A 13,316-nucleotide genomic window follows, 5' to 3' on the forward strand; every position below is an offset into this window, starting at 1 on the left:
AGAAAACCCGACAAACTGTATGTAGGTTAATTGTAATGATTTTGTAAACGGCCTATACTGCCGCCAGGTCTCCGGAACACCCTGCAATCCCGAGCCACCCAGCGTTGTAACGTGTCGTTTTAGCATTTGGAAGCAATGTTTTGCATGACGCGCAGTTATAGAAAAGGAACGCTGCTTGACCCGCATCGCAGTCCGGAGGAAGGAAACAATAAGAACAGCATGTGGGCGTTATTCATGATAAGAAATGTGAAAAAACAAAGACCTGTCAATCTGGATCTCAAAACGATCCGGTTCCCTGTAACAGCAATAGCGTCCATTCTGCACCGTGTATCCGGTGTGATTACGTTTGTGGCGGTCGGTATTCTGCTGTGGTTACTGGGCACCAGCCTCTCTTCTCCTGAAGGATTCCTCCAGGCCTCTGCCATCATGAACAGCTTCTTCGTGAAATTCATCATGTGGGGCATTCTGACCGCGCTGGCGTACCACGTTGTTGTGGGTGTTCGCCATATGCTGATGGACTTCGGCTACCTGGAAGAAACGTGCGAAGCCGGGAAACGCTCCGCTAACATTTCATTTGTGATTACAGTCGTGCTTTCACTTCTCGCAGGAGTTCTCGTATGGTAAGCAACGCCTCCGCATTAGGACGCAACGGCGTACATGACTTCATTCTTGTCCGTGCTACCGCCATCGTTCTCACCCTTTACATCATCTATATGATCGGTTTCTTCGCGACCAGCGGCACGCTGACGTGGGAAATCTGGAGCGGGTTCTTCGGATCTGCCTTCACCAAAGTGTTCACCCTGCTGGCGCTGTTCTCCATCCTTATTCATGCCTGGATTGGTATGTGGCAGGTGCTGACCGATTACGTTAAACCTCTGGCGATTCGCCTCCCTCTGCAGCTGGCCATTGTTGTTGCTCTGGTGGTTTACGTTATTTATGGATTCGTTGTGGTGTGGGGTGTGTAATGAAACTGCCAGTCAGAGAATTTGATGCTGTAGTGATTGGTGCGGGTGGCGCAGGTATGCGTGCCGCACTGCAAATTTCCCAGAGCGGCCAGACCTGTGCGCTGCTCTCAAAAGTTTTCCCGACCCGTTCTCATACCGTGTCTGCGCAGGGCGGTATTACCGTTGCGCTGGGTAACTCCCATGAAGATAACTGGGAATGGCATATGTACGACACGGTAAAAGGTTCCGATTACATCGGCGACCAGGATGCCATCGAATATATGTGTAAGACTGGCCCGGAAGCGATTCTGGAGCTGGATCACATGGGGCTGCCGTTCTCCCGTCTGGAAAATGGCACCATCTATCAGCGTCCGTTTGGCGGCCAGTCGAAAAACTTCGGCGGCGAGCAGGCGGCACGCACCGCGGCAGCGGCTGACCGTACCGGTCACGCGCTGCTGCACACCCTGTATCAGCAGAACCTGAAAAACCACACCACCATCTTCTCCGAGTGGTACGCGCTGGATCTGGTGAAAAACGCCGATGGCGCAGTGGTAGGTTGTACCGCGCTGTGCATCGAAACCGGTGAAGTGGTCTACTTCAAAGCCCGCGCAACGGTGCTGGCCACCGGTGGGGCAGGCCGTATTTACCAGTCCACCACTAACGCCCACATCAACACCGGTGACGGTGTCGGTATGGCAATCCGCGCTGGCGTGCCGGTGCAGGATATGGAGATGTGGCAGTTCCACCCAACCGGTATCGCCGGTGCAGGCGTTCTGGTCACGGAAGGCTGCCGTGGTGAAGGTGGCTACCTGCTGAACAAACACGGCGAGCGCTTCATGGAGCGTTATGCCCCGAATGCGAAAGACCTGGCGGGTCGTGACGTGGTGGCGCGTTCCATCATGATCGAAATTCGTGAAGGCCGCGGATGTGACGGCCCGTGGGGTCCACACGCGAAGCTGAAACTCGACCATCTGGGTAAAGAAGTTCTGGAATCCCGTCTGCCGGGCATTCTGGAACTGTCCCGCACCTTCGCCCACGTCGACCCGGTAAAAGAGCCGATTCCGGTTATCCCAACCTGCCACTATATGATGGGCGGTATTCCGACCAAAGTGACCGGCCAGGCGCTGACCGTGAACGAGCAGGGCGAAGACGTGGTCATTCCGGGCCTGTTCGCGGTAGGCGAGATTGCCTGCGTATCCGTACACGGTGCAAACCGTCTGGGCGGCAACTCCCTGCTGGACCTGGTGGTGTTTGGTCGTGCGGTGGGTCTGCATCTGCAGGAATCCATTGCCGAGCAGGGCGCGCTGCGTGATGCGACCGACGACGAAATTGATGCCTCTCTTGAGCGCCTCAACCGCTGGAACGGTAACCGTAACGGCGAAGATCCGGTGGAAATCCGTAAAGCACTGCAGGAATGCATGCAGCACAACTTCTCGGTATTCCGTGAAGGTGACGCGATGGCCAAAGGACTTGAGCAGCTGAAAGCAATCCGCGAGCGTCTCAAAAACGCCCGTCTGGACGACACCTCCAGCGAGTTCAACACCCAGCGCGTTGAGTGCCTGGAGCTGGATAACCTGATGGAAACCGCGTTCGCAACCGCGATGTCGGCAAACTTCCGTACCGAAAGCCGTGGCGCGCATAGCCGCTTCGACTTCCCGGATCGTGACGATGAAAACTGGCTGTGCCATTCCCTGTATCTGCCAGAGTCGGAATCCATGACGCGTCGTAGCGTCAACATGGAACCGAAACTGCGTCCGGCGTTCCCGCCGAAGATTCGTACTTACTAATGCGGAGACAGGATAATGAAACTCGAATTCTCAGTTTATCGTTATAACCCGGATGTTGATGACGCTCCACGTATGCAGGACTACACCCTGGAAGCGGAAGAAGGTCGCGACATGATGCTGCTGGATGCCTTAATCCAGCTGAAAGAAAAAGATCCGACACTGTCGTTCCGCCGCTCCTGCCGTGAAGGGGTTTGTGGCTCTGACGGCGTGAACATGAACGGCAAAAATGGCCTGGCCTGCATCACGCCAATTTCAGCGTTGCAGCGTCCTGGCCAGAAAATTGTTATCCGTCCTCTGCCAGGCCTGCCGGTCGTGCGTGATTTGGTGGTAGACATGGGGCAATTCTATGCACAATATGAGAAGATTAAGCCTTACTTATTGAATAATGGGCAAAATCCACCCGCTCGTGAGCACTTACAGTCTCCTGAGCAGCGTGAAAAACTCGATGGGCTGTACGAGTGTATTCTCTGCGCATGTTGTTCTACGTCCTGCCCGTCGTTCTGGTGGAATCCGGACAAGTTTATCGGCCCGGCCGGTCTGCTGGCTGCCTATCGCTTCCTGATCGATAGCCGCGACACCGAAACCGATAGCCGTCTGGAAGGACTGAGTGACGCTTTCAGCGTATTCCGCTGCCATAGCATCATGAACTGCGTCAGTGTGTGTCCTAAGGGGCTGAACCCGACGCGCGCCATCGGCCATATTAAGTCGATGCTGCTGCAGCGCAGTGCGTAAGTAGTGAGAGGGGAGCGCTGTTCCCCTCACCCTAACCCTCTCCCAAAAGGAGAGGGAACAGATTGCAGAAACCTTTAAAAACTGCCCTGAAGTCTAGACAGTTTCTAAAGGTTCCTTCGCGGGCCAAATGAAAAGAGCTCGCAGGTGAACCCCGGCACGTACACGGTGTGTGCGTGGTAGTTTCTACGGCGAAAGTAAGCATAAAAATGCTTAAGGGATCACGATGCAGAACGGCGCAATGAAAGCCTGGCTGGACTCTTCTTACCTCTCTGGTGCCAACCAGAGCTGGATAGAACAGCTCTATGAAGACTTCTTAACCGATCCTGACTCAGTGGACGCAAACTGGCGTTCCATGTTCCAGCAGTTGCCTGGTACGGGAGTCAAACCGGATCAATTCCATTCCAAAACACGTGATTATTTCCGTCGTCTGGCGAAGGATGCCTCACGTTACTCTTCTGCGATTTCCGACCCTGACACCAATGCGAAGCAGGTTAAAGTCCTGCAGCTTATCAACGCTTATCGCTTCCGCGGTCACCAGCATGCGAATCTCGATCCGCTGGGACTGTGGAAACAAGACCGTGTGGCCGATCTCGATCCGGCGTATCACGATCTGACCGAGGCCGATTTCCAGGAAAGCTTTAACGTAGGTTCCTTTGCCATCGGCAAAGACACGATGAAGCTGGGCGATCTGATTGACGCGCTCAAGCAAACCTACTGCGGCTCCATCGGCGCGGAATACATGCACATTACCTCTACCGAAGAGAAACGCTGGATCCAGCAGCGTATCGAATCCGTAGCGGGCCACGCGAACTTCTCGGCTGACGAGAAAAAACGCTTCCTGAACGAACTGACCGCAGCGGAAGGGCTTGAGCGTTATCTCGGCGCGAAATTCCCTGGCGCAAAACGCTTCTCGCTGGAAGGCGGCGATGCGCTGGTGCCGATGCTGAAAGAGCTGATTCGTCACGCAGGCAAGAGCGGTACCCGTGAAGTGGTACTGGGCATGGCGCACCGTGGTCGTCTGAACGTACTGGTCAACGTGCTGGGTAAAAAACCGCAGGACCTGTTCGACGAATTCGCGGGCAAACATAAAGAACATCTCGGCACCGGTGACGTGAAGTACCACATGGGCTTCTCGTCGGATATCGAAACCGAAGGCGGTCTGGTTCACCTGGCGCTGGCGTTTAACCCGTCGCACCTGGAAATCGTCAGCCCGGTGGTTATCGGTTCCGTGCGCGCGCGTCTGGATCGTCTGGACGAGCCGAGCAGCAACAAAGTGCTGCCAATCACCATTCACGGTGATGCGGCGGTAACAGGGCAGGGCGTGGTTCAGGAAACCCTGAACATGTCGAAAGCGCGTGGTTATGAAGTGGGCGGTACCGTTCGCATTGTGATCAACAACCAGGTGGGCTTTACCACCTCTAACCCGCTTGATGCGCGTTCTACTCCGTACTGCACCGACATCGGTAAGATGGTTCAGGCGCCGATCTTCCACGTTAACGCGGACGATCCGGAAGCCGTTGCTTTCGTGACCCGTCTGGCGCTGGACTTCCGTAATACTTTTAAACGCGATGTGTTTATCGATCTGTTCTGCTACCGCCGTCACGGCCACAACGAAGCGGATGAGCCAAGTGCAACCCAGCCGTTGATGTATCAGAAAATCAAAAAACACCCGACGCCGCGCAAAATCTATGCTGACAAGCTGGAAAGCGACAAAGTGACGACGCTGGAAGATGCGACCGAAATGGTCAACCTCTACCGCGACGCGCTGGATGCGGGTGAATGCGTGGTGAAAGAGCTGCGCCCGATGAACATGCACTCCTTTACCTGGTCGCCGTACCTCAACCACGAGTGGGATGAGAGCTACCCGAACAAGGTTGAGATGAAGCGCCTGCAGGAGCTGGCTAAACGCATCAGCACCGTACCGGACGCTATCGAGATGCAGTCTCGCGTGGCGAAGATCTACGCTGACCGTCAGTCCATGGCGGCAGGCGAGAAGCTGTTCGACTGGGGCGGCGCAGAAACGCTGGCTTACGCAACGCTGGTTGACGAAGGCATTCCTGTTCGTCTGTCCGGTGAAGATGCGGGCCGCGGCACCTTCTTCCACCGTCACGCGGTTGTTCATAACCAGTCCAACGGTTCAACCTACACCCCGCTGCAGCACGTGCACAACGGTCAGGGCCAGTTCAAGGTCTGGGACTCCGTGCTGTCTGAAGAAGCGGTGCTGGCATTCGAATACGGTTACGCCACTGCGGAACCACGCACCCTGACCATCTGGGAAGCGCAGTTCGGCGACTTCGCCAACGGTGCGCAGGTGGTTATCGACCAGTTCATCTCCTCCGGCGAGCAGAAGTGGGGCCGCATGTGTGGCCTGGTGATGCTGCTGCCGCACGGTTATGAAGGCCAGGGTCCGGAGCACTCCTCCGCGCGTCTGGAACGTTATCTGCAGCTCTGCGCTGAGCAGAACATGCAGGTCTGCGTACCGTCCACTCCGGCTCAGGTGTACCACATGCTGCGTCGTCAGGCGCTGCGCGGTATGCGTCGTCCGCTGGTGGTGATGTCGCCGAAATCCCTGCTGCGTCATCCGCTGGCGGTCTCCAGCCTGGATGAACTGGCCAACGGCACCTTCCTGCCAGCTATCGGTGAGATTGACGAGCTGGATCCGAAGGGCGTTAAGCGTGTCGTAATGTGTTCTGGTAAGGTTTATTACGACCTGCTGGAACAGCGCCGCAAGAACGATCAGAAAGATGTCGCCATTGTGCGTATCGAACAGCTTTATCCATTCCCGCATCAGGCGATGCAGGAAGTGCTGAAACAATATGCTCACGTACATGATTTTGTCTGGTGCCAGGAGGAGCCGCTTAACCAGGGCGCATGGTACTGCAGCCAGCATCATTTCCGTGAAGTGATTCCATTTGGGTCTGCCCTGCGTTACGCAGGTCGCCCGGCCTCCGCCTCTCCGGCGGTAGGGTATATGTCCGTTCACCAGAAGCAGCAACAAGATCTGGTCAATGACGCGCTGAACGTCGATTAATTAAAGGATACATAATGAGTAGCGTAGATATTCTTGTTCCCGACCTGCCTGAATCTGTAGCAGATGCGACCGTCGCCACCTGGCACAAAAAACCAGGCGACGCCGTTAAGCGCGATGAAGTGCTGGTAGAAATCGAAACTGACAAAGTGGTACTGGAAGTACCGGCATCGGCGGATGGCATTCTGGATGCAGTCCTGGAAGATGAAGGCACGACCGTGACCTCTCGTCAGATCCTGGGTCGCCTGCGCGAAGGCAACAGCGCGGGCAAAGAGTCCAGCGCGAAATCTGAAGAGAAAGCCTCTACGCCGGCTCAGCGCCAGCAGGCTTCCCTGGAAGAACAATCTAACGACGCGCTCAGCCCGGCGATCCGTCGCCTGCTGGCTGAACACAGCCTTGATCCGGCAGCCATCAAGGGCACCGGTGTGGGCGGTCGTCTGACCCGCGAAGACATCGACAAACACCTGGCGAAAGCGCCTGCTCAGGCAGAAGCGAAAGCCCCTGCGGCGGCACCGGCAGCACAGCCTGCTCTGGGCGCCCGCAGCGAAAAACGTGTGCCAATGACTCGCCTGCGTAAGCGTGTGGCCGAGCGTCTGCTGGAAGCGAAAAACTCCACCGCGATGCTGACCACCTTCAACGAAGTGAACATGAAGCCAATCATGGAACTGCGTAAGCAGTACGGTGACGCCTTCGAAAAACGTCACGGTATCCGTCTGGGCTTTATGTCCTTCTACGTGAAAGCGGTTGTTGAAGCGCTGAAACGCTACCCGGAAGTGAACGCGTCTATCGATGGCGATGACGTGGTTTACCACAACTATTTCGACGTCAGCATGGCGGTTTCTACTCCACGTGGCCTGGTAACCCCGGTTCTGCGCGATGTCGACACCCTGGGTATGGCTGATATCGAGAAAAATATCAAAGAGCTGGCTGTTAAAGGCCGCGACGGCAAGCTGACCGTAGACGATCTGACCGGCGGTAACTTCACCATTACCAACGGCGGCGTATTCGGATCGCTGATGTCTACCCCGATCATTAACCCGCCGCAGAGCGCGATCCTGGGTATGCATGCCATTAAAGATCGCCCTATGGCGGTTGACGGTAAAGTTGAGATCCTGCCAATGATGTACCTGGCGCTCTCTTACGACCACCGCCTGATTGACGGCCGCGAGTCCGTGGGCTTCCTGGTAGCCATTAAAGAGCTGCTGGAAGATCCAACGCGCCTGCTGCTGGACGTCTAGTTACTTTTAGCATCACCTGCCCTGTAGACCGGCGCAAAGACCGCGCCGGTCTACAGGTTTGAAGATAACGATTACCCTGAAGGATGGATAGAACACATGAACTTACATGAATATCAGGCCAAACAGCTGTTTGCCCGGTATGGCTTACCGGCTCCGGTGGGTTATGCCTGTACTACCCCGCGTGAAGCAGAAGAAGCTGCATCTAAAATCGGTGCCGGCCCTTGGGTAGTTAAATGTCAGGTTCACGCTGGTGGCCGTGGTAAAGCGGGCGGTGTGAAGGTTGTTAAGAGCAAAGAAGAGATCCGCGCTTTTGCTGAACATTGGCTCGGCAAACGTCTGGTGACCTATCAGACGGATGCGAACGGCCAGCCGGTTAACCAGATCCTGGTGGAAGCGGCAACCGACATCGCGAAAGAACTGTACCTCGGCGCGGTTGTTGACCGTAGCTCCCGTCGCGTAGTGTTCATGGCGTCTACCGAAGGCGGCGTGGAAATTGAAAAAGTGGCGGAAGAGACCCCGCACCTGATCCACAAAGTGGCTATCGATCCGCTGGCAGGCCCTATGCCTTACCAGGGTCGTGAGCTGGCGTTCAAACTGGGTCTGGAAGGCAAGCTGGTTCAGCAGTTCACCAAGATCTTCATGGGTCTGGCAAACATCTTCCTGGAGCGCGATCTGGCGCTGATCGAGATTAACCCGCTGGTGATCACCACCCAGGGCGACCTGATCTGCCTCGACGGCAAGCTGGGCGCTGACGGCAACGCGCTGTTCCGCCAGTCCGATCTGCGCGAAATGCGCGACCAGTCACAGGAAGACCCGCGTGAAGCGCAGGCTGCACAGTGGGAACTCAACTATGTTGCGCTGGATGGCAACATCGGCTGCATGGTTAACGGCGCGGGCCTGGCAATGGGCACCATGGACATCGTTAAGCTGCACGGCGGTGAGCCAGCGAACTTCCTCGACGTAGGCGGTGGCGCAACCAAAGAGCGCGTAACCGAAGCGTTCAAAATCATCCTCTCTGACGACAACGTAAAAGCTGTTCTGGTGAACATCTTCGGCGGCATCGTACGTTGCGACCTGATTGCTGACGGTATCATCGGTGCGGTAGAAGAAGTGGGCGTTAACGTTCCGGTTGTCGTACGTCTGGAAGGTAACAACGCTGAACTCGGCGCGAAAAAACTGGCTGACAGCGGCCTGAATATTATTGCAGCGAAAAGTCTGACGGATGCAGCTCAGCAGGTTGTTGCCGCAGTGGAGGGGAAATAATGTCAGTTTTAATTAATAAAGATACCAAGGTTATCTGCCAGGGCTTCACCGGTAGCCAGGGGACTTTCCACTCCGAACAGGCAATTGCCTACGGTACGCAGATGGTTGGCGGCGTTACGCCAGGTAAAGGCGGCACCACGCACCTGGGCCTGCCGGTGTTTAACACCGTGCGTGAAGCCGTAGAAGCGACGGGCGCAACCGCGACTGTTATCTACGTTCCGGCACCGTTCTGCAAAGACTCCATTCTGGAAGCGATCGACGCGGGTATCAAATTGATCATCACCATCACTGAAGGCATCCCGACGCTGGATATGCTGACCGTGAAAGTGAAGCTGGACGAAGCGGGCGTGCGTATGATCGGCCCGAACTGCCCAGGCGTTATCACCCCGGGCGAATGCAAAATCGGCATCATGCCGGGTCACATTCACAAGCCGGGCAAAGTGGGCATCGTTTCCCGCTCCGGTACGCTGACCTATGAAGCGGTTAAGCAGACTACCGATTACGGTTTCGGCCAGTCCACCTGTGTGGGCATCGGCGGTGACCCGATCCCTGGCTCTAACTTCATCGACATCCTGAAGCTGTTCCAGGAAGATCCGCAGACCGAAGCGATCGTCATGATCGGTGAGATCGGTGGTAGCGCTGAAGAAGAAGCGGCTGCTTACATCAAAGAACACGTGACCAAGCCTGTTGTCGGTTACATCGCGGGCGTGACTGCACCAAAAGGTAAACGTATGGGTCACGCAGGCGCAATCATCGCCGGCGGTAAAGGTACGGCTGATGAGAAATTTGCAGCGCTGGAAGCCGCAGGTGTGAAAACCGTTCGCAGCCTGGCGGATATCGGCGAAGCTCTGAAATCCATCATTAAGTAAGTCCTCTCTGCTCCCCGCAAGGGGGGCGTTGCAGTATAAAAATGTCCGTTTCGACATGGTTGGCCGCTGAAAAAGCGGCCTTTTTTTTACGTGCCGGGCATCATGAAATAGTCACAAATTGGTGTTAATTAGTAAGAGCTAAAAGGTAAAATTATTGTTATTTATTTTACTTAAAGCGAACAGATGGAAAAAAACGTAAAACGCACTAAAATTTATGTCCTGAATAAATCAGCCATTCCGCACTGCCTGGGTTAATAGAAATCACTTCTGTTTATATTAAGCACTCTATTCGATAACCTTGCCTGTATTTTATATACATATCTTTAACATGGTTTTTACTATGTTCACCACATCAAAACACAATTAACATAACCGATTGTTTTTGATTTAAATCAATGTTTAATGTTTGGAAAAACGCGCCAAAAGACGCTAAATTGTCCCCGATCAAAATGGCCGAAAAGTGGTAATTTTGCTATAAATTGATCGCCGTCGAAAAACGTAAATATGATTCAATAAAAACCTGTTTATTGTAAGGGTTTTGCAGCGTATTATATTTGCGGGATCAATTTGAATTTTTTATTAACGTATTTGTAACCTCACGTCATCGTTTTTATCCTCCTTCAGGGTAATAACGACGACAGGGATGCGAATAATTTGTATTGGGGCATGCGTGTGAATCTCTCTGACGGGGTTCACTCTCGGAGTCTTCATGCGATGAGCAAGGAGTCATGATGTTAGATATAGTCGAACTGTCGCGCTTACAGTTTGCCTTGACCGCGATGTACCACTTCCTGTTTGTGCCACTGACGCTCGGTATGGCGTTCCTGCTGGCCATCATGGAAACGGTATACGTTCTCTCCGGCAAACAGATTTATAAAGATATGACCAAGTTCTGGGGCAAGTTGTTTGGTATCAACTTTGCACTGGGCGTGGCAACCGGTCTGACCATGGAGTTCCAGTTCGGGACTAACTGGTCTTACTATTCTCACTATGTAGGGGATATCTTCGGTGCGCCGCTGGCCATTGAAGGTCTGATGGCCTTCTTCCTCGAATCCACCTTTGTAGGTCTGTTCTTCTTCGGCTGGGACCGTCTGGGTAAAGTCCAGCATATGGCAGTGACCTGGCTGGTTGCATTAGGTTCGAACCTGTCCGCGCTGTGGATCCTGGTTGCGAACGGCTGGATGCAGAACCCAATCGCGTCTGATTTCAACTTCGAAACCATGCGTATGGAGATGGTTAGCTTTGCTGAGCTGGTCCTGAACCCGGTTGCACAGGTTAAATTCGTTCACACCGTAGCTTCTGGTTATGTGTGCGGCGCGATGTTTGTACTGGGCATCAGCTCTTACTACATGCTGCGTGGTCGTGACTTCGCGTTCGCTAAGCGTTCCTTTGCTATCGCTGCAAGCTTCGGTATGGCTGCAATCCTCTCTGTTATCGTTCTGGGTGATGAATCCGGTTACGAAATGGGTGACGTGCAGAAAACCAAACTGGCCGCCATCGAAGCCGAATGGGAAACGCAACCGGCACCTGCTGCCTTTACGCTGTTCGGTGTTCCCGATCAGGACGCGCAGGAAAACCGCTTCGCAATTCAGATCCCATACGCGCTGGGTATCATCGCGACACGTTCTGTTGATAAGCAGGTGACGGGTCTGAAAGAGCTGATGGTTCAGCACGAAGAGCGTATCCGTAACGGTATGAAGGCCTACTCACTGCTGGAACAGCTGCGTGCCGGTTCTACCGACCAGGCTGTTCGCGACCAGTTCAATACCGTGAAGAAAGATCTGGGTTACGGTCTGCTGCTGAAGCGTTATACCCCGAACGTTTCTGATGCGACGGAAGCACAGATCCAGATGGCCACCAAAGACTCCATTCCGCGCGTTGCGCCACTGTACTTTGCATTCCGTATCATGGTGGGCTGCGGCATCATCATGCTGCTGATCATTGCGGCGTCCTTCTGGTCCGTGATTCGTAACCGCATCGGCGAGAGAAAATGGCTGCTGCGCACCGCGCTGTACGGTATTCCACTGCCGTGGATCGCGATCGAGTCCGGCTGGTTTGTTGCGGAGTATGGCCGTCAGCCATGGGCAATTGGTGAGGTGCTGCCAACGGCGGTAGCGAACTCCTCCCTGACAGCAGGCGACCTGATCTTCTCCATGCTGCTGATTTGTGGTCTGTACACCCTGTTCCTGGTGGCTGAACTGTTCCTGATGTTCAAGTTCGCGCGCCTTGGCCCAAGCAGCCTGAAAACCGGTCGCTATCACTACGAGCAGTCCACTGCGACTACTCAGCCGGCACGCTAAGACAGGAGTCATCAAATGATCGATTATGAAGTATTGCGTTTTATCTGGTGGCTGTTGGTCGGCGTTCTGCTGATCGGTTTTGCCGTCACGGATGGTTTCGACATGGGGGTGGGGATGCTCACCCGCTTCCTCGGTCGTAATGACACCGAGCGTCGAATCATGATTAACTCCATCGCCCCGCACTGGGACGGTAACCAGGTGTGGCTGATCACCGCAGGCGGCGCGCTGTTCGCTGCCTGGCCGATGGTCTACGCGGCTGCGTTCTCCGGTTTCTACGTGGCGATGATTCTGGTGCTGGCCTCTTTATTCTTCCGTCCGGTCGGTTTCGACTACCGTTCCAAGATTGAAGACACCCGCTGGCGCAACATGTGGGACTGGGGCATCTTCATCGGTAGCTTCGTTCCACCGCTGGTGATCGGTGTGGCGTTCGGTAACCTGCTGCAGGGCGTACCGTTCCACCTGGACGAATATATGCGTCTTTACTACACCGGTAACTTCTTCCAGCTGCTGAACCCGTTTGGTCTGCTGGCCGGTGTTGTGAGCGTGGCAATGATCATCACGCAGGGCGCAACCTATCTGCAGATGCGTACTGTGGGTGAACTGCACCTGCGTTCTCGCGCGACGGCTCAGGTTGCTGCGCTGGTTACGCTGGTCTGCTTCGCCCTGGCCGGTGTGTGGGTGGTGTACGGTATTGATGGTTACGTAGTGACGTCTGCTATCAACCACACTGCGCCGTCCAATCCGCTGACCAAAGAAGTGGCGCGTCAGGCGGGTGCATGGCTGGTGAACTTCAACACGACGCCAGTGCTGTGGGCTATTCCTGCTCTGGGCGTGTTGCTGCCGCTGCTGACCGTGCTGACGTCTCGTCTGGAGAAAGGTGCTCTGGCGTTCGTGTTCTCTTCACTGACGCTGGCGTGCATCATCCTGACGGCGGGTATCGCAATGTTCCCATTCGTCATGCCATCCAGCACCATGCTGAATGCTAGCCTGACTATGTGGGATGCGACCTCCAGCCATATGACGCTGAACCTGATGACGTATGTTGCTTGCGTGTTCGTTCCGATTGTTCTGGCCTACACCATCTGGTGTTACTGGAAAATGTTCGGTCGTATCACTAAAGAACATATCGAAAGCAACACCCACTCTATGTACTAA

At 54.7% G+C, this 13,316-nt stretch carries 10 protein-coding genes; all 10 read left to right on the top strand.

What is annotated here, in order from left to right; genetic code table 11:
• Positions 1-219 precede the first annotated feature (219 nt).
• Positions 220-624: a succinate dehydrogenase cytochrome b556 subunit gene (gene sdhC / locus ACWHWP_RS06650; RefSeq protein ID WP_447856635.1), complete on the top strand. Its 405-nt coding sequence runs from the start codon at positions 220-222 to the stop codon at positions 622-624.
• The gene (gene sdhD, locus ACWHWP_RS06655) at positions 618-965 is read left to right on the top strand and encodes a succinate dehydrogenase membrane anchor subunit (RefSeq protein WP_008501088.1); all 348 of its coding nucleotides are present in this window, start codon (positions 618-620) and stop codon (positions 963-965) included. The genes sdhC and sdhD overlap by 7 nt, the downstream gene beginning before the upstream one ends.
• Positions 965-2,731: a succinate dehydrogenase flavoprotein subunit gene (gene sdhA / locus ACWHWP_RS06660; RefSeq protein WP_014883036.1), complete on the top strand. Its 1,767-nt coding sequence runs from the start codon at positions 965-967 to the stop codon at positions 2,729-2,731. Before sdhD ends, sdhA begins: the two co-directional genes overlap by 1 nt.
• Before the next feature lie 15 nt (positions 2,732-2,746).
• Complete coding sequence (sdhB, locus tag ACWHWP_RS06665; RefSeq protein ID WP_008501090.1) at positions 2,747-3,463, top strand: succinate dehydrogenase iron-sulfur subunit SdhB; 717 nt, start codon at positions 2,747-2,749, stop codon at positions 3,461-3,463.
• 223 nt (positions 3,464-3,686) lie between these two features.
• Complete coding sequence (gene sucA, locus ACWHWP_RS06670; RefSeq protein WP_059310950.1) at positions 3,687-6,494, top strand: 2-oxoglutarate dehydrogenase E1 component; 2,808 nt, start codon at positions 3,687-3,689, stop codon at positions 6,492-6,494.
• A gap of 14 nt (positions 6,495-6,508) precedes the next feature.
• A complete protein-coding gene (gene odhB, locus ACWHWP_RS06675; RefSeq protein WP_447855281.1) occupies positions 6,509-7,729 on the top strand; it encodes a 2-oxoglutarate dehydrogenase complex dihydrolipoyllysine-residue succinyltransferase in 1,221 nt (406 codons plus the stop codon).
• Between the two features lie 96 nt (positions 7,730-7,825).
• Positions 7,826-8,992: an ADP-forming succinate--CoA ligase subunit beta gene (gene sucC / locus ACWHWP_RS06680; protein ID WP_047347067.1), complete on the top strand. Its 1,167-nt coding sequence runs from the start codon at positions 7,826-7,828 to the stop codon at positions 8,990-8,992.
• Complete coding sequence (gene sucD / locus ACWHWP_RS06685) at positions 8,992-9,861, top strand: succinate--CoA ligase subunit alpha (protein WP_008501094.1); 870 nt, start codon at positions 8,992-8,994, stop codon at positions 9,859-9,861. Before sucC ends, sucD begins: the two co-directional genes overlap by 1 nt.
• Before the next feature lie 731 nt (positions 9,862-10,592).
• Positions 10,593-12,161: a cytochrome ubiquinol oxidase subunit I gene (gene cydA / locus ACWHWP_RS06690; RefSeq protein ID WP_447855282.1), complete on the top strand. Its 1,569-nt coding sequence runs from the start codon at positions 10,593-10,595 to the stop codon at positions 12,159-12,161.
• Between the two features lie 15 nt (positions 12,162-12,176).
• Positions 12,177-13,316, top strand: a complete 1,140-nt coding sequence (gene cydB / locus ACWHWP_RS06695; protein ID WP_047347065.1) for a cytochrome d ubiquinol oxidase subunit II — start codon at positions 12,177-12,179, stop codon at positions 13,314-13,316.

The sequence above is a fragment of the Enterobacter sp. WI-ESBL-E8 genome (assembly GCF_053364895.1).

Bases quoted from the DNA above. Each gene is read 5' to 3' on its own strand.
- sdhA (WP_014883036.1), top strand. From the start codon at position 965: ATGAAACTGCCAGTCAGAGAATTTGATGCTGTAGTGATTGGTGCGGGT.
- sdhC (WP_447856635.1), top strand. From the start codon at position 220: ATGTGGGCGTTATTCATGATAAGAAATGTGAAAAAACAAAGACCTGTC.
- cydA (WP_447855282.1), top strand. From the start codon at position 10,593: ATGTTAGATATAGTCGAACTGTCGCGCTTACAGTTTGCCTTGACCGCG.
- sucC (WP_047347067.1), top strand. From the start codon at position 7,826: ATGAACTTACATGAATATCAGGCCAAACAGCTGTTTGCCCGGTATGGC.
- cydB (WP_047347065.1), top strand. From the start codon at position 12,177: ATGATCGATTATGAAGTATTGCGTTTTATCTGGTGGCTGTTGGTCGGC.
- odhB (WP_447855281.1), top strand. From the start codon at position 6,509: ATGAGTAGCGTAGATATTCTTGTTCCCGACCTGCCTGAATCTGTAGCA.
- sdhD (WP_008501088.1), top strand. From the start codon at position 618: ATGGTAAGCAACGCCTCCGCATTAGGACGCAACGGCGTACATGACTTC.
- sucD (WP_008501094.1), top strand. From the start codon at position 8,992: ATGTCAGTTTTAATTAATAAAGATACCAAGGTTATCTGCCAGGGCTTC.
- sucA (WP_059310950.1), top strand. From the start codon at position 3,687: ATGCAGAACGGCGCAATGAAAGCCTGGCTGGACTCTTCTTACCTCTCT.
- sdhB (WP_008501090.1), top strand. From the start codon at position 2,747: ATGAAACTCGAATTCTCAGTTTATCGTTATAACCCGGATGTTGATGAC.